General features: G+C 68.3%; 15 protein-coding genes. All 15 read left to right on the top strand.

Annotated elements, in window-relative coordinates:
- Nucleotides 1-147: 147 nt before the first annotated feature.
- Nucleotides 148-2,112: an OPT family oligopeptide transporter gene (locus I6B53_RS07855; RefSeq protein ID WP_216763716.1), complete on the top strand. Its 1,965-nt coding sequence runs from the start codon at nucleotides 148-150 to the stop codon at nucleotides 2,110-2,112.
- A 46-nt stretch (nucleotides 2,113-2,158) separates the two neighbouring features.
- Nucleotides 2,159-3,097 carry a DUF3097 family protein gene (locus I6B53_RS07850; protein WP_216763715.1) on the top strand — a complete coding sequence of 313 codons (939 nt, stop codon included), beginning with the start codon at nucleotides 2,159-2,161 and terminating at the stop codon, nucleotides 3,095-3,097.
- A 116-nt stretch (nucleotides 3,098-3,213) separates the two neighbouring features.
- Nucleotides 3,214-4,239: a heat-inducible transcriptional repressor HrcA gene (gene hrcA, locus I6B53_RS07845; protein WP_216763714.1), complete on the top strand. Its 1,026-nt coding sequence runs from the start codon at nucleotides 3,214-3,216 to the stop codon at nucleotides 4,237-4,239.
- Nucleotides 4,240-4,279: 40 nt separating this feature from the next.
- Entirely contained in the window at nucleotides 4,280-5,392 is a 1,113-nt protein-coding gene (gene dnaJ / locus I6B53_RS07840) for a molecular chaperone DnaJ (protein ID WP_216763713.1), read from the top strand.
- A 3-nt stretch (nucleotides 5,393-5,395) separates the two neighbouring features.
- Nucleotides 5,396-6,172 (top strand): 16S rRNA (uracil(1498)-N(3))-methyltransferase, encoded by a 777-nt coding sequence (locus I6B53_RS07835; protein WP_216763712.1) that lies wholly within the window; start codon nucleotides 5,396-5,398, stop codon nucleotides 6,170-6,172.
- Between the two features lie 227 nt (nucleotides 6,173-6,399).
- Entirely contained in the window at nucleotides 6,400-7,464 is a 1,065-nt protein-coding gene (locus I6B53_RS07830; protein WP_216765414.1) for a PhoH family protein, read from the top strand.
- Nucleotides 7,461-7,907, top strand: a complete 447-nt coding sequence (gene ybeY / locus I6B53_RS07825; protein WP_216763711.1) for an rRNA maturation RNase YbeY — start codon at nucleotides 7,461-7,463, stop codon at nucleotides 7,905-7,907. Before I6B53_RS07830 ends, ybeY begins: the two co-directional genes overlap by 4 nt.
- Nucleotides 7,908-7,914: 7 nt before the next feature.
- Nucleotides 7,915-9,210: a hemolysin family protein gene (locus I6B53_RS07820; RefSeq protein WP_253953823.1), complete on the top strand. Its 1,296-nt coding sequence runs from the start codon at nucleotides 7,915-7,917 to the stop codon at nucleotides 9,208-9,210.
- A gap of 3 nt (nucleotides 9,211-9,213) precedes the next feature.
- Complete coding sequence (gene era, locus I6B53_RS07815; protein ID WP_216763709.1) at nucleotides 9,214-10,329, top strand: GTPase Era; 1,116 nt, start codon at nucleotides 9,214-9,216, stop codon at nucleotides 10,327-10,329.
- Between the two features lie 3 nt (nucleotides 10,330-10,332).
- Nucleotides 10,333-11,322 (top strand): carbamate kinase, encoded by a 990-nt coding sequence (gene arcC, locus I6B53_RS07810; RefSeq protein ID WP_216763708.1) that lies wholly within the window; start codon nucleotides 10,333-10,335, stop codon nucleotides 11,320-11,322.
- 53 nt (nucleotides 11,323-11,375) lie between these two features.
- Entirely contained in the window at nucleotides 11,376-11,909 is a 534-nt protein-coding gene (locus tag I6B53_RS07805; protein WP_216763707.1) for a methylated-DNA--[protein]-cysteine S-methyltransferase, read from the top strand.
- A 57-nt stretch (nucleotides 11,910-11,966) separates the two neighbouring features.
- Complete coding sequence (locus I6B53_RS07800) at nucleotides 11,967-13,112, top strand: DNA recombination protein RmuC (protein ID WP_216763706.1); 1,146 nt, start codon at nucleotides 11,967-11,969, stop codon at nucleotides 13,110-13,112.
- Nucleotides 13,113-13,235: 123 nt separating this feature from the next.
- The gene (gene amrB, locus I6B53_RS07795) at nucleotides 13,236-14,102 is read left to right on the top strand and encodes an AmmeMemoRadiSam system protein B (protein WP_216763705.1); all 867 of its coding nucleotides are present in this window, start codon (nucleotides 13,236-13,238) and stop codon (nucleotides 14,100-14,102) included.
- Entirely contained in the window at nucleotides 14,099-14,734 is a 636-nt protein-coding gene (amrA, locus tag I6B53_RS07790) for an AmmeMemoRadiSam system protein A (protein ID WP_216763704.1), read from the top strand. Before amrB ends, amrA begins: the two co-directional genes overlap by 4 nt.
- Nucleotides 14,734-15,789: an AmmeMemoRadiSam system radical SAM enzyme gene (gene amrS / locus I6B53_RS07785; protein ID WP_216763703.1), complete on the top strand. Its 1,056-nt coding sequence runs from the start codon at nucleotides 14,734-14,736 to the stop codon at nucleotides 15,787-15,789. The genes amrA and amrS overlap by 1 nt, the downstream gene beginning before the upstream one ends.
- The last annotated feature ends 47 nt before the right edge of the window (nucleotides 15,790-15,836 follow it).

The following is a 15,836-nucleotide window of genomic DNA, read 5'->3' as shown; positions in this document are numbered from 1 at the left end:
GGGCCGCCCTCGCTCACAGCGGGCGGCCCTGTGACCTGCGTGGAGAGCCTGGTGGCACAGCGTCTTGGCGATCATGGGCGATCGTCGTCAGGATCTGAACCCGGTGATACCCTCCGACTGTCCCAATTCCCACAAGGAGATGAAGACATGTCCGCCCCCACACCCGCCGACAGAGGTTCCCTCAAGGAGCTGACGATTCGCGGAATCGTCATTGGTGGAATCATCACCATCATCTTCACCGCTGCGAATGTCTACCTGGGCCTCAAGGCCGGGCTGACATTCGCGACTTCGATCCCCGCCGCAGTCATCTCCATGGCCGTCCTGCGCTACTTCAAGGACCACACCATCCAGGAGAACAACATCGTCCAGACCATCGCGTCTGCGGCGGGAACCCTCTCCGCGATCATCTTCGTCCTGCCGGGCCTGGTCATGGTCGGCTGGTGGCAAGGATTCCCCTACTGGCAGTCGGTGTTCGTCATCGCACTGGGCGGAATCCTGGGCGTCATGTACTCCATCCCGCTGCGCCGCGCCCTGGTCACCAACTCCGACCTGCCCTATCCCGAAGGCGTGGCGGCAGCCGAGGTCCTCAAAGTCGGCGACACCCATGAAGGCGCCGAGGAGTCCCACAAGGGCCTCATGGCCATCGTCTGGGGCGGCCTGTCGTCGGCGGCCTTCGTCGTCCTGGGATCCCTCAAGGCCGTGGCCACGGAAGTCTCCGGAGTGTTCCGCATCGGCGCGGGCGGCACCATGGCCGCTGGCTCCTTGTCCCTGGCCCTCATCGGCGTGGGCCACCTGGTCGGTCTTGGCGTCGGCATCGCCATGGTCGTCGGTCTGTTGATCTCCTACGGGGTACTGCTGCCCATGCAGACCTGGGGTCACGTGGAAGGAGTCGAATCCCTCGCGGACACCGTCGGCACCGTCTTCAAGTCCGAGGTGCGCCTCATGGGTGCCGGCACGATCGCCGTGGCCGCCGTGTGGACCCTGCTCAAACTGCTCGGCCCCATCATCGGTGGAATCCGCGACTCCCTGGTCTCCTCCTCGCGCCGCCAGGCGGGACAAACGGTGGAACTGACCGAACAGGACCTGTCGGCGAAGTTCGTCATCGGCACCACCATTGCTTCGATGCTGCCCATCGGTGTCCTCCTGTGGCTCTTCGTCCGCGGGACCGCCATCGAACACTCCGTCCTGGGCCTCATCATCGTCTCGATCCTGTTCATCTTGCTCACCGGTCTGGCCGTGGCCTCCGTGTGCGGATACATGGCGGGTCTCATCGGCGCGTCGAACTCGCCGATCTCCGGCGTCGGCATCATCGTCGCAATCGCTGCTGCCCTCGTCGTCAAGGCCGTCCACGGCACCGTCACCGGTGACCAGGTGTCCGCCCTGGTGGCCTACACGCTGTTCACCGCTGCCGTCGTCTTCGGTATCGCGACGATCTCCAACGACAATCTCCAGGACCTCAAGACCGGCCAGCTGGTGGCCGCCACCCCGTGGAAGCAGCAGGTGGCCCTGGTCATCGGTGTCGTCTTCGGCTCGATCGTCATCCCGCCCGTCCTCAACCTCATGCAGACCGCCTTCGGCTTCCAAGGAGCCCCCGGCGCTGGGGAGAAGGCGCTGGCGGCCCCCCAGGCCTCGCTGATCTCGGACCTCATCAAGGGCGTCTTCGGTGGCGATCTCAACTGGAACCTCATCGGTGTGGGCGCGGCCATCGGCGTGGTCGTCATCATCATCAACGAGATCCTCACCCGTACGACGAAGAAGCTGTCCCTGCCGGGTCTGGCGGTGGGAATGGGAATGTACCTGCCCATGGCCATCACCATCATGATCCCCATCGGAGCCCTCATCGGCGTGCTGCACGACAAGTGGGCGCAGCGCCAGAGCGACCCCGAGCGCGCCAGGCGCATGGGCACCCTCATGGCCACTGGCCTCATCGTCGGCGAATCCCTGTGGGGCGTCGTCTATGCGGGCATCGTCGGCTTCTCCGGAAAGGACGATCCCTTGGCGCTGGTTCCCGAAGGCTTCGAAGGTCTGACCCAGGTCATCGGCGTCATCCTCTTCGCCGGGATCGTCACCCTGCTGTACAGCAGGGCCCGCACGGTGGGCGCCGACAAGTGAGAGGGGGACACCGGTGTCGGCAGGCGAGGCGGGCCGGGGTTTCCGGGTGAATCCACGCCGATCCTTCGACGACCCTTACGGCCCCGACATCCTCTCGCACGACCCGCACAGGCAGGGGCCCAGCGCCCGCAGACCACGATCCGCCCCGGTCCACGCCGAGATCGGCATGGTCCTGGAGGACGTGACCACCGGGTGGGTCGGTGCCATCACCCGGGTGGAGAAGTCCGGCGGAATGCACGTCCTTGAACTCGAGGACCGACGAGGCCGCCGCCGCAGTTTCCCCTTGGGGCCCGGCTTCTGGTTGGACGGCAAACCAGTCGAGGTCCTGCCGCCCCGGCCCTCCAGGGCGCCGGCGCGCAGTCCCGGGATTGCGCCCGGCGCTCCGGCTGCCCTGACCACTCCCGGTGGCAGACGCGTCACGAACTCCGGATCCATCGCCGCCCCCAAGGGTCCCGCCCGCGTGGCGCGCGCCTCACGCCTGTGGGTGGAAGGCCGACATGATGCGGAACTGGTCCAGCACGTGTGGGGCGATGACCTTGCCGAGGCCGGGGTGGTCGTCCAACTGCTCGACGGGGTCGACAACCTGGAGGCCGTCCTCGACGACTTCCAGCCGGGAGGAACCACCCGGGCCGGAGTCCTCGTGGACCACTTGGTGCCCGGATCGAAGGAGTCGCGCATCGCCCAGGCCCTCCAGGCGCGATGGGGCCAGGGGCTCCTGGTCGTCGGACACCCCTTCGTCGACATCTGGCAGGCGGTCAAACCCCAGCGGGTGGGGCTCGAGCGCTGGCCGGAGATACCCCGTGGCACGGACATCAAACGCGGGACCCTGGCCCACCTCGGATGGCCCCACGCCACCCAGGCCGACATCGCCCACGGCTGGCGCAGGATCCTTGCCACGGTGCGCACCTACAAGGATCTGGAGCCTGCTCTGCTGGGGCGTGTGGAGGAACTCATCGACTTCGTCACCGCTCCCGGTACCCGCTGACACCCCGGCCCGGAGTAGCATTGGCACTCTGGGCGCGTGAGTGCCAAAGTTGTTCCGTGGCCCCGACGGGGACGCGGATGCTCGTGGGAGCAGCTGGACACGCAGGAGGTGGAGGCATGAGCGAGGACCGCAGACTCGACGTGCTGCGCGCCATCGTCTCCGAGTACGTCCACACGCGCGAACCCGTCGGCTCCAAAGTCATCGCCGCCGGCCACGACCTGGGAGTCTCTTCGGCCACCATCCGCAATGACATGGCCCTGCTGGAGGAAGCCGGCCTGATCTACCAGCCCCACACCAGCGCAGGGCGCGTCCCCACCGACCGAGGCTACCGCCTCTTCGTCGACCACCTGACCACCCTCAAGCCCATGAGCGCCCCCGAAAGGCGCGCCGTGGAGGCGTTCCTGGCCAGGGGCGTGGACCTGGACGACGTGGTCACCGGCACCGTGCGCCTGCTCGCCCAGGTCACCCGACAGGTCGCCGTCATCGAGTACCCGACCCTGCATTCCGCCACCCTGCGCCGGATCGAATTGGTGGACCTGACCCCGAGGAGGCTCCTCGTCGTCGTCATCACCTCCGCAGGATCGGTCGAGGAACGCATCGTCGACCTGGACCTGCCGGTCGACACCGAGGACGTCGAACGTCTGCGCGTGCGCGTCAACGAGGAATGCGAAGGACTTGACAGTCAGGCCGCAGCGGAGCGCCTGAACGCCCTGGTGGACGAGGCCGACCCGGCCACCGACGCAGCGCTGGCCTGCATGACCCAGGCGGTCGCCCAGATCACCGAGGACCTCCTACGACCCTCCTCCGAGTCGCGCATGGTCGTGGCGGGCCTGTCGAACATCGCACGCTCCAACGTCGACTTCCGAGACATCACCCCCGTCCTGGACGCCCTTGAGGAGAAGGTCGCCCTGCTGCGCCTGTTCCAGGAGCTTGCCCTGGACGACTCCATCCACGTGAGCATTGGCTCGGAGAACCAGCACGACGGCCTGGCGCAGACTTCGGTGGTGGCCAGCACCTACGGGGCTGCCGACGGCTCACGCGCACACCTGGGCATTGTGGGCCCCACACGCATGGACTATGCGCGCGCCATGTCCTCGGTGCGCGCCGTGGCCGCCTACCTGTCCCGATACCTGAACCACTGAGCCCCAGCGCCCGCAGGGGCAGAACGAGGAAGCACCGGAAGTGAACGACTACTACGAGATCCTGGGTGTCGACCGAGACGCCGACGCCACGGAGATCAAGAAGGCCTACCGCCGCAAGGCGCGCGAACTGCACCCCGACCATGGTGGGGACGAAGAGGCCTTCAAGGACTTGTCGGTGGCCTACGAAACCTTGTCCGACCCGGACAAGCGCCGCATCTACGACTTGGGCGGGTCCGACCCCACGCGCGGAGGCTTCCACGGTGGCGGCGCCGAGTTCGGCGACCTGGGTGACATCTTGGGCGCCATGTTCGGCGGCTTCGGAGGCGCAGGGCGCGGCCCTGTGCCGCGCACCCGACGCGGACAGGACCAGTTGGTCGGCGTCAAGGTGAGCCTGGAAGAGGCCACCTTCGGCGCCACCAAGGAGGTCAAGGTCGGCACCTACGTGCGCTGCGAGGTCTGCCACGGATCCATGTCCGAACCCGGGTCGACGCCCGTACGATGCCCGACCTGCAATGGGCGCGGCGTCGTCGAACACGTCCAGCAGAGTTTTCTCGGTGCCATCCGCACCCAGGCCCCGTGCGGCACCTGCCAGGGACACGGTGACGTCCTGCCCAAGCCCTGCCAGGAGTGCTCGGGCAACGGTCGCGTGCGCACGACGAAGACCCTGTCGGTGGAGATCCCCGTCGGCGTCGACGAAGGCACCCGAATCAGACTGGCGGGCAAGGGCGAAGTCGGCCTGGGAGGGGGCCCTGCCGGAGACCTCTACCTGGAGGTCCACGAGAATCCTCACCCGGTCTTCACCCGCCGCGGCGATGACTTGCACACGCGCATCACCGTGCCGATGACCACTGCGGCTCTGGGCACCACTTTCCCCCTGACGACGCTGGACGGCCCGCAGGACGTGCGCATCAAGCCCGGCACCCAACCCGGTGACGAATTGCGCCTGGACGGCATGGGGGTGGGGCGCCTGCAGAGGCCGGGCCGCGGCAACCTTTACGTCCACGTGGACGTGGAGATCCCCAAGAAGCTGGACGACCGTTCACGTGAGCTGCTCGAACAGCTTGCCGCCCACCGCGGTGAAGACCGTGTGCACACCCCGAAGGACGGACAGAACCTCTTCGAGCGACTTCGCGACAAGTTCATGGGGGAGTGAGCCGTGACCCGGCAGGTCTTCCACACCAGTGGCCTGGACGTCGACGCCTCCACGGTCACGGTCGGCCAGGAGCTGTCCCTGGGCGGTGACGAGGGACACCATGCCTTCGTCAAACGCGTCGAGGTCGGCGAGTGCATCGACCTCGTCGATGGACAGGGCTTGCGTCTGGTCTGCGAGATCGTTTCCGCCGCCAGGCGGGGCCCGCAGTTGCGGGTTGGCGAGGTCGTGGCCGAGGACGCACCGGCCCCGCGGATCGTCCTGGTCCAGGCCCTGGCAAAGGGTGGGCGCGACGAGCAGGCTGTGGAGACCGCCACCGAGGTCGGCATCGACGCCGTCCTGCCTTGGCAGGCCAACCGCTCCATCGTCCGCTGGGCGGGGCCCAAGGCCGACAAGGCGCGTGCCAAGTGGGAGGGGGTCGCCTTGGCGGCCGCCAAGCAGGCCAGACGCGCGTGGGTGCCCGAGGTCCTCGGGGCGGTGGACTCGCGCTCCCTCGCGCGGTGGGCCCGGGGATTCATCGCCGAGGGCGGGGCCGTTCTCGTCTGCCACGAAGAGGCCGTCGGCACCCTGAGTGCACTTGTGGCCGAAAGGTCCCAGCAGCTGCGGGAGTGCGTCGGCATCGCCCTCGTCGTCGGACCTGAAGGGGGCATCGACGGCGACGAACTCGATGCGCTGACCCGGGTCGGAGCCACCCCCGTCCTGTTGGGCCCGCACGTCCTGCGGGCCTCCACCGCCGGACCCGTCGCCGCCGCCCTGGTCGGCGCCGCGGTTGGACGCTGGTGAAAGGGCCGCCCGGTTCCTGGCCTGTGGGCACAAAATGGTCCGGTGTCATCCCATGGTGCGACCGAGGAACTTCGACGAGGTGGTGATCGTCGAGAAGACGATGGAGACCTTTTGGACACACGGTCGTGGGGGAACGACCCCAGCGACCCTTCTTGGGGAAACAGGGTCGGGCAAGGGGACCGGGATAGACTCGGAGGCGCTGAACAGTGCCACCCACCGACCAGGAGATGACCGACCACCGCATGAGTGAGGACACCCCGCCGCCCGCCCCGACCACCCGGCGCGTGACCATCCCGCCCGAAGTGGACCCGCTGAGTGTCCTGGGCGCCTCGGACCAGGTCCTGCGCGCCGTCGAACGCGGCTTCCCCAAAGTGCGCTTCCTCGTCATGGGGCGCGAGATCACCCTGAGTGGCATGGAGGACGAGGTCGACGTCGCCGCCCAACTGCTGATCGAATTGACCCAACTGGCCCGCCGAGGCCAACCCCTGGACGTCCCCGGGGTCGAACACGCGGTGCGCATGCTCACCTCCAGCGCGCTGGCCGGTCGCCCCGCCGACGAGGTCCTGCAGGTCCGAGGCCGCTCCATCCGCCCCAAGTCGCCGGGGCAGAGCGCCTACGTGGACGCCATCGACCGTTCCACCGTCGTCTTCGGCATCGGCCCGGCTGGAACCGGCAAGACCTACCTGGCCATGGCCCAGGCCGTCCAACGGCTCCTGTCGGGACAGGTCAGACGCATTGTCCTGACCCGCCCGGCCGTGGAGGCGGGGGAGAATCTCGGCTTCCTGCCGGGCAGTCTCACCGACAAGATCGACCCCTACCTGCGCCCCCTCTACGACGCCTTGGGGGACATGCTGGACCCGGAAGCCCTTCCCAGACTCATGGCCGCCGGAACCATCGAGGTCGCCCCCTTGGCGTACATGCGCGGACGGACCCTCAACGACAGTTTCATCATCCTGGACGAGGCCCAGAACGCGACAGTTGCCCAGATGAAGATGTTCCTGACCCGTCTGGGGTTCAATTCGCAGGTCGTCGTCACGGGAGACATCTCGCAGATCGACCTGGCCGGCGGGGCCAAGTCGGGCCTGGCCAGCATCCAGCAAGTCCTGGACGGGATCGACGGCATCGAGTTCTGCCACCTGACCAGCGCCGACGTGGTGCGTCACGCGCTGGTGGGGCACATCATCGACGCCTACGACGCCTGGGATGCACGTGTCGAGGGCCTGCGCCGCCGCGAGGGCGGCCGGCGCACACGAGGGGGACGCCACTTGAGCGGAAGGACACCACGGTCATGACCGAAGTCATCAACGAGACCGAGTACGACATCGACGGCACCGAGTTCGTCGAACTGGCCGACTTCGTCCTGACCGCCATGCACGTGTCGACCTCGGCAGAACTCAACATCCTCTTCATCGAACCCGGCCCGATGGAGGACCTGCATGTGCGCTGGCTGGACCTGCCCGGCCCCACTGACGTCATGAGTTTCCCCATGGACGAATTGCGTCCCGGCAGCGAGGACCATCCCACCGGGCCGGGCTGCCTGGGCGACATCTGCATCTGCCCGCAGGTGGCCGAGGCCCAAGCCCACGAGGCCGGCCACACTCTCACCGAGGAGATGCTCATGCTGGCCACACACGGCATTCTCCATCTGCTCGGCTACGACCATGCACTGGAGGCCGAACGCGACGAGATGTTCGCCCTGCAACGGCGTCTGCTGCTCACCTTCTTGGCCAGGTGACAAGCGCGTGAGCGTCGCACTGGTCCTGCTGAGCCTCGTCGCCTCGGCGCTGGCCCTGTGGCTTTCGGCCGTGGAGGCCGCCGTGGCCAAGCTTTCGCGTGCCTCCGTCCAGGACATGGTCGAGGACGCGCGCCCCCACGCGGAGGTTCTGGCTCAGCTTCTCCTGCATCGAGGACGCGCCGACCTGGTGTTGCGCGGCCTGCGCACCTTCTGGCAGGTGGTCCTGGCCGTCGGTGTCACGCTGGCCCTGGTCGAGGCGAGGTTGCCCGCGTGGGCCACCGGCCTGATCGCCCTGGTGTCGGTCTCCGCCCTGCAATTCGTGGCCGTCGTCCTGGTCGGGGCCCGCCTGGGGTCCCGCAATCCCGAGGGAGTCGCCCTTCGCGGCGCCCGTACGGCCACCCGCCTGGTGCGGGTCTCACATGTGCTGGACCCGATGATCCACCTGGTGCGCGGATGGTTCCCCCAGCCCAGCCGCACCGAGGCCGAGGCCCGTGCGGAAATGGCCGAGGACCTGCGTGAAATGGTCGACCAAGTGGGGGAGACCGAGGGGCTGGAGGAAGAGGACCGGCAGATGCTGCGTTCGGTCTTCGAATTGGGGCACACCTTGGTGCGTGAGGTCATGGTTCCGCGCATCGACATGGTCACCCTGGACTCGGAGGTGCCTGCACGCAAGTGCCTGCGCCTGTTCGTGCGCTCCGGGTTCTCGCGCGTGCCGGTGGTCGGCGACGACGTGGACGACGTGCGAGGAGTGCTCTACTTCAAGGATCTGGTCCGAAGGTGGGAGGCCGCCGGAGGCGCCCTGGACCTCACCGCGGAGCAGATGATGCGCCCCGCCGAGTTCACCGTGGAGACCAAACCCGCCGACGACCTGCTGCGTCAGATGCAGGCCGAGCACTTCCACCTGGCCCTGGTCGTCGACGAGTACGGCGGTATCTCGGGTCTGGTCACATTGGAGGACCTGCTGGAGGAAGTCGTGGGAGAACTCACCGACGAACACGACAAGGGAGTCGTCGAACCCGAGCAGCTCGAGGACGGTTCGTGGCGTGTATCCACCCGCATGGGCACGTGGGAGGTCGGTGAGCTGCTGGGCATCGAGTTGGAGGACGAGGACGTCGACTCGATCGGCGGTCTGCTGGCCAAGGCGATCGGACGCGTCCCCCTGCCCGGAGCGGTGGGGCAGGTGGGTCGGATCCGCATGGTCGCCGAGGAGGCGCGCGGCAGACGCCGACAAGTGGGTACCATCGTGTGTTCACTCATCGACCAGGACGAGGACGGGCCCGAAACTGCCCGACAGGAGGATTGACCCGTGCACTTTCCCAGTGACGACGAGCTCATGGCGGGCCCCAATGCCTTCGATGACGTCGACCTGGACGCCCTCGTCGACGAATTCGAGGACGACCCCGAGGTGGACGACCCCGAGGAGGCGGACTCCGACCAGGTGGAGCGTGCCCTGGCCGACCTGCGGGCCCTGCGCGAGCAGACCAATGCCGGGGCGGACCTGGTGCTTCCCGACCATCCCGAGGATTTTCGCGCCGGATTCGTCTCCATCGTCGGCAGGCCCAATGTCGGCAAGTCGACGCTGACGAATGCGCTGGTCGGGCACAAGGTCGCCATCACCTCCGGTCGGCCCGAGACCACCCGTCACAACATCCGAGGCATCGTCCACCGCCCGACCTCGCAATTGGTCCTCGTCGACACCCCCGGGTACCACCGGCCCCGCACTCTGCTGGGAAAGCGACTGAACGACATGGTCCGCGAGGCCTTGGCGGAGGTCGACGTGGTCGTCTTCTGCCTGCCCGCCAACCAGCGGATCGGGCCGGGCGACCAGTTCATCGCCCGCGAATTGCAGGGGGTGCGTCGCCCGGTGGTGGCCGTGGCCACCAAGTGCGACACGGTGACCCGCGAACGCGTCATGCGTCACCTCATGGCCATCGAATCCTTGGGACAGTGGGCGGCGATCGTGCCCGTGTCCTCGCACGAAGGCAAGGGGATCGAGACCCTGCTGGAGGTCCTCACCGATCTCGTGCCGCTCTCGCCACCCCTGTACCCCAGCGGTGACGTGACCGATGAGTCCCGCGACACCCTCATCGCGGAGTTCATCCGTGAGGCGGCCCTTGAGGGGGTCCGTGACGAGTTGCCGCATTCGCTGGCCGTCCAGGTCGAGGAGATCATCGAGCGCCCGTCGCGCGAGGGGGAGACCCGCAAGCCTCTGCTGGACGTGCACGTGAACGTCTACGTCGAACGCGACTCCCAGAAGGCCATCATCATCGGCCGCAAGGGGGCGCGCCTGAAGGAGATCGGCAAGAAGGCCCGGGCCCAGATCGAGGAGCTGCTGGGGCGCAGAATATACTTGGATCTGCATGTACGCACTGCCAAGGACTGGCAGTCCGATCCGAAGATGCTCGGACGACTGGGGTTTTGAAGGGTGGGACGAAGTGTTGTCGCCCTGGGCGGGAACGCCCTGGGCCTGACCCCGCGTGAGCAGGTCGAAGCGCTGCGCAATGCGGCAGCGGGACTGGTGGACCTGGCGACCTCCTGTGACGGCCTTGTGGTGGCGCACGGGAACGGGCCTCAGGTGGGGCAGATCGAACGGGCATTTTCGCTGGGGTGTGCGGTGGATCCGGGGGTTCCGGAGATCGGCATGCCGGAGATGGTGTCCATGAGCCAGGGCTACATCGGTGACCATGTCGTGGCTGTCCTGGAGGAAGAGGTCTCGCGGCGCCGCTCGGGCGAGGAGTCCTGCGCGGGTGCCGGTGGCCCGGCCAGGGGGCGGGTGGCCGCCCTCGTCACCCGTGTGCGCGTGGACGAGGCCGATCCCGCCTTCGCGCACCCGACGAAACCCATCGGGCCCTTCCTGTCCGCCGAGCAGGCCGAGCGTCGACGCGCCGAGCACCCCGACCACGTGTACGGGCAGGATGCCGGTCGCGGGTGGAGGCGCATGGTGCCCTCTCCGAGACCTGTCGAGATCGTCGAGGTCGAGGCCGTCAGGGCCTTGGTGGATGCGGGTTTCCTCACGGTGGCCTGCGGAGGCGGGGGAGTGCCGGTGGTGTCCGATCCTTCGCGTGGGGTTGCAGGGCTGCGCGCCGTGGACGCCGTCATCGACAAGGACCTGACGGCGGCGTTGTTGGCCCACACCTTGGAGGCGGAGACCTTGGTCATCTGCACGGCGGTGCCGCGGGTGGCGATCGGTTGGGGCACCGACCGGCAGGAGTGGCTCAAGGACATGTCCGTGGCGCGGGCGCGCGAGCTCATCGCCGCAGGGGAGTTCGCCCCCGGGTCGATGTTGCCGAAGGTCCTGGCTGCCGTGGAGTTCGTGGAGTCGGCACCTCGGGGCGAGGCTCGCAGGGCCGTCATCTGCGCTTTGGCGGATGCAGGTCGGGCGCTGGGTGGCGGGGTCGGCACCCTCATCCACTGACCGGTGCAGGTGGGGGTGTTTCCGGGTACGGGCTGCGGCGCTAGAGTCTGGGCATGAGCCGAGCCAGCACCAGCCTCCCGCCGACCCTGGTGACGACCATTGCCACCCCTGACGGGCCCTTCACCTTCCTTCGTGACGGGCAGGACCGGGTGATCGCCACCGGGTGGAACACCGGGGTGCCGCGCCTGCTGGCGCTGCTGCACAAGGATCTGCGGGCCGAGGTCGATGAGTTGGTCGAGGCCCCCGGCGGCTTTGCCGCCGAGGCGGTCGAGGCCTACTACGACGGGGAATTGGACGCGATCGGCGCCGTGCCCGTACGTGAGAAGGGCACCCCCATGCAGGAGGCCGGCTGGCGGACCCTGTGCGAGATACCGGCCGGCCAGGCACTGTCCTACTCGGCCTTCGCGGCGCGCTTCACCAGACCCTTGGCGGTGCGCGCCGCCGCCTCCGTGTGTGCCCGCAACCCTGTGGCCCTTTTCGTACCCTGCCACCGGGTCCTGCGCGCCGACGGAAGCCTTGGCGGTTTCGGGTGGGGCCTGGAGGTCAAACGCTCACTGCTCGAACGTGAAGGAGTCGTCCTGGACTGAGGGCGGCGCGCTGGGCGGGTGCGCGCAGATGTGGGTGGCTCCTGTTGCACTGGAGTCATGGATTCCGTGTTGCTCGTCATTGCCGTGGTACTCACCCTTGCCGCCTTCGTCGGCGGATACCTCCTCGGTCGGCGGTCGGCAGGGCGCTTGGACCAGGCGGCCGCCGATCGTTTCGCCGCCATCTCCGACGCCGCCCTGGACAGGCAGGGCGCAGAGGTCGAGCGCGCCGCCCAAGGAAGGGAGTACCGGACCGGTCAGATGCTTGCCCCGGTGGCCCAGGGCCTGCAGGCACTGGAGGCTCGCCTGCAGGCCATCGAGAAGGAACGCGCTGCCATGGCCGCTGACCTGCGCCGACAGGTCGACTCCGTGAGGGTGTCGGGAGAGCAGGTCCGCCGTGAGGCCCGCATCCTGTCCGACGCTCTGCGCACTCCCCAAGTGCGCGGCTCGTGGGCCGAACAGAGCCTGCGTCGCCTTGTCGAGGCCAGCGGCATGGTGGACAGGGTCGACTTCGACCTGCAGGTCACCTACCGGCCCGACTCCGCGCAGGAGGGTGCGGGCGGCTCGCGCCCGGACATGCGCGTGAACCTGCCCGGCGGCAAGTGCGTGTTCGTGGACTCCAAGGCACCCCTGTCGCGTCTTCTTCGCGCACACGCCACCGAGGACGAGGACGAGCGCGCCGTCCACCTGGAGGGGTTCGTGGCCAACCTGCGCACCCACGTCGACCAGTTGGCCTCCAAACGCTATTGGGACCTGGAGGCCGGATCCCCCGAGTTCGTCGTCCTGTACCTTCCCTCCGACGAGGTCCACCGTGAGGCCATGGACCGCGCCCCGGACCTCCATGAGGAGGCCTCCCGCAAGGGAGTGGTCCTGGCGGGCCCGTCGGTTCTGCTGCCCCTGTTGCATGTGGTGGCCAGCGCGTGGCGGCACGTGTCCATCACCGAGGAGGCCACCAAGATCGCTGCTCTGGGGCGGGACCTGCACACGCGCATTGCCACCGTGGGCTCCCATGTCGCCAAACTCGGCCGCAGCCTGGATGCTGCGGTGCTCGCCTACAACAAGGCGGTGGGTTCGCTTGAGAGCCGCGTGCTGGTCAGTGCCCGGCGCTTCGAGGACTTGGGGGTGGCAAAGGATGCGCTGGCCGCTCCGCCGGTGCTCTCCTCGACCACGAGGCCGATGAGTGCACCGGAACTGCTGGAGGACTGACAGCCTGCTGGAGAAGCGACATTGGATCCCCGAGGCGCCAGGTGGGCGGGCAGCGGGCCTTCACATGGGGTGTGCGGCGGCGATAGCCTTCGAGTCAGCGGACTTCGACGCAAGGGGGCGACGATGGCGTCAACGGATGGGAAAGGCCCGGGAAGGGGAGTGCGACCCTGCGCGGTGGCAGGACTCTTCTACCCGGCGGATCCGGCGCGGGCTCGCGCCGAAGTGGAGGCGCTGCTCACCGCTGCCGACAGCCGTGGGGGTGGCTCTGTCGACCACAGGGATGTTCCCCGGCGTGGGTCGGCCCCGAAGGCCCTCATCGTCCCCCACGCGGGCTGGAGGTACTCCGGCGACCTGGCAGCCCTCGGATGGCGCACATTGGTTCCACTACGAGGCACGGTCTCACGCGTGGTGCTCCTGGGCCCCACCCACCGAGTCGCCGTGCGCGGCCTGGCCCTGCCCGACGCCGACCACGTGGACTCGCCCTTGGGGCCCTTGCGCGTCCCCGTCGACGAGGTGCTCTCCCGCACCGCACACCTGCCCACCCCCGTCCGCGTACACGCCGCCACCCACCGTGACGAACACGCCCTGGAAGTGCACTTCCCCTTCATCCACCGTGTCCTTGGCCAGGTCCAGGTCATCCCCCTCAACGTGGGCGTGGCCGACCCCGCCGACGTCGCTGACGTCATCGAGGAACTCTGGGGCGGAAACGAGAGCGTCATTGCCGTGTCCAGCGACCTCTCTCATCACCTCAGCGACCGCCAGGCGCAAGTCGTCGACGCCGAGACCATCACCCGTGTCCTTGACCGCCAAGACGTCGAATCCGGCCGGGCCTGCGGAGCGAGCCCCCTGAACGGATTGCTGGAGGTGTGCAGACGTCGCGACCTCCACCCGCGACTGCTGGGGGCGCACAACTCCAGCACGGTCAATGGTGATGTCGGCCGGGTCGTCGGCTACGCGACCTTTGCCGTGCAGGAAAAGGCGCGCCCATGAACGCCACGACTCACACGCCTCTGGCCCACGGTGCGGGGCAGGAGCTGCTGCGCATCGTCCGGTGCGCCCTGGAAGAGGAGATAGCCCCCGGGGCGCCGCCCTCGTCGGAGGGAAAGGGCTCCGGAAGGGATGGCTCAGTAGAACCGAGGCTCCAGGTCGCCCCCGATGTCGAGGCAGCCCTGGATGCGCCCGGCGCATGCTTCGTCACTCTCACCCTGGACGGGCACCTGCGCGGATGCGTCGGCACCCTGCAGGCCCACCGCTCCCTTCGTCAGGACGCAGCCGCCAACGCCGTGGCCGCAGGCACCCTCGATCCCCGCTTCCCGCGCCTCACCCCCGGAGAACTCGGGAGGATCCGCATCGAAGTCAGCGTCCTGACGGCCCCGAAACCCCTGGACGTGTCCTGCCGCGACGACGCCCTGGGCGCCCTACGGCCCGGAATCGACGGGGTCGTGTGGATCGACGGAACCCACCGCGCCACCTTCCTGCCACAGGTCTGGCAGCAGTTGCCCGACCCCCACGACTTCCTGGCCCACCTGACCCGAAAAGCCGGCATGCCCTCCCACCACTGGGGGCCACACACGCACCTGCAGACCTACCAGGTCCACTCCTTCACCGAAACGGAGAAGTGATGATCGGGCGCTGGCACACCCGACTCTCGGACGGACGCCTGCAGTGCGACCTGTGCCCGCGTCACTGCCGCCTGCGAGAGGGACAGCGCGGGTACTGCTTCGTGCGCGAGGCCCGAGAAGGCGACATCCACCTGAGCACATGGGGACGCTCCAGCGGATTCGCCGTGGACCCCATCGAGAAGAAGCCCCTCAACCACTTCCACCCGGCAACACCTGTCCTGTCCTTCGGCACCGCAGGATGCAATCTCGGGTGCCGCTTCTGCCAGAACTGGGAGATCTCCACCTCTCGCCGGTGGGACACCCTGGCGCAGGTCGCCACTCCGCAACGCATTGCCTCATGGTGCGCGGACCACGACATCGACCAGGTCGCCTTCACCTACAACGACCCAGTGGTCTTCGCCGAATACGCCGTCGACGTCGCCGACGCCTGCCATGACGGGGGAATCCGTACGGTCGCCGTCACCGCAGGTTGGATCAGCGCCCCGGCCCGCCCCGCCTTCTTCGACGCCATGGACGCCACCAACATCGACCTCAAAGCCTTCGACCGTGACCTCCACCGGCGCCTCACGGGCGCCGACCTGGACGACGTCCTGGAAACCATCGCCTGGGTGGCCGCGCGCGGGCGCATGTGGATGGAACTCACGAGTTTGCTCATCCCGGGCCTCAATGACGACCAGCGGCTGCTGCGCGCCCAAGTCCGCTGGATCCTCGACCACGCCGGCCCCGACGTGCCCCTGCACTTCAGCGCCTTCCACCCGGACCACCGCATGAGGGACCACCCGCCCACCCCGCCCTCGACCTTGACGCGGGCCCGCGAAGTGGCCCTGTCCGAAGGACTGCACCACGTGTACACGGGCAATGTCCGCGACCGCCAGGGTGGGACGACCCGGTGTGCACACTGCGCTGAGGTGCTCATTCGGCGCGACCGCTTCGCCGTCACCGACTACCGCTTGACCCCGGCGGGCACCTGCCCCACCTGCGGGGCGAAGCTCGCGGGCCGTTTCGGCGCGGCGCCCGGCCGGGCCAGCCCCATCCCGTGGCGGGCGTGCCTGTGAGGGCTCTGCGCCGCACACCGTGTCCACGATGTGTGCGCCGTGGCACA

The sequence above is a fragment of the Schaalia sp. 19OD2882 genome (genome assembly GCF_018986735.1).
Classification (GTDB): Bacteria; Actinomycetota; Actinomycetes; order Actinomycetales; family Actinomycetaceae; genus Pauljensenia.
This window is presented reverse-complemented; position numbering and strand designations above follow the sequence as displayed.

What these genes read in the sequence shown, in the direction of transcription:
- I6B53_RS07855 (WP_216763716.1), top strand. Translation starts at nt 148, where the DNA reads ATGTCCGCCCCCACACCCGCCGACAGAGGTTCCCTCAAGGAGCTGACG.
- hrcA (WP_216763714.1), top strand. Translation starts at nt 3,214, where the DNA reads ATGAGCGAGGACCGCAGACTCGACGTGCTGCGCGCCATCGTCTCCGAG.
- I6B53_RS07830 (WP_216765414.1), top strand. Translation starts at nt 6,400, where the DNA reads ATGACCGACCACCGCATGAGTGAGGACACCCCGCCGCCCGCCCCGACC.
- ybeY (WP_216763711.1), top strand. Translation starts at nt 7,461, where the DNA reads ATGACCGAAGTCATCAACGAGACCGAGTACGACATCGACGGCACCGAG.
- I6B53_RS07805 (WP_216763707.1), top strand. Translation starts at nt 11,376, where the DNA reads ATGAGCCGAGCCAGCACCAGCCTCCCGCCGACCCTGGTGACGACCATT.
- I6B53_RS07800 (WP_216763706.1), top strand. Translation starts at nt 11,967, where the DNA reads ATGGATTCCGTGTTGCTCGTCATTGCCGTGGTACTCACCCTTGCCGCC.
- amrB (WP_216763705.1), top strand. Translation starts at nt 13,236, where the DNA reads ATGGCGTCAACGGATGGGAAAGGCCCGGGAAGGGGAGTGCGACCCTGC.
- amrA (WP_216763704.1), top strand. Translation starts at nt 14,099, where the DNA reads ATGAACGCCACGACTCACACGCCTCTGGCCCACGGTGCGGGGCAGGAG.
- amrS (WP_216763703.1), top strand. Translation starts at nt 14,734, where the DNA reads ATGATCGGGCGCTGGCACACCCGACTCTCGGACGGACGCCTGCAGTGC.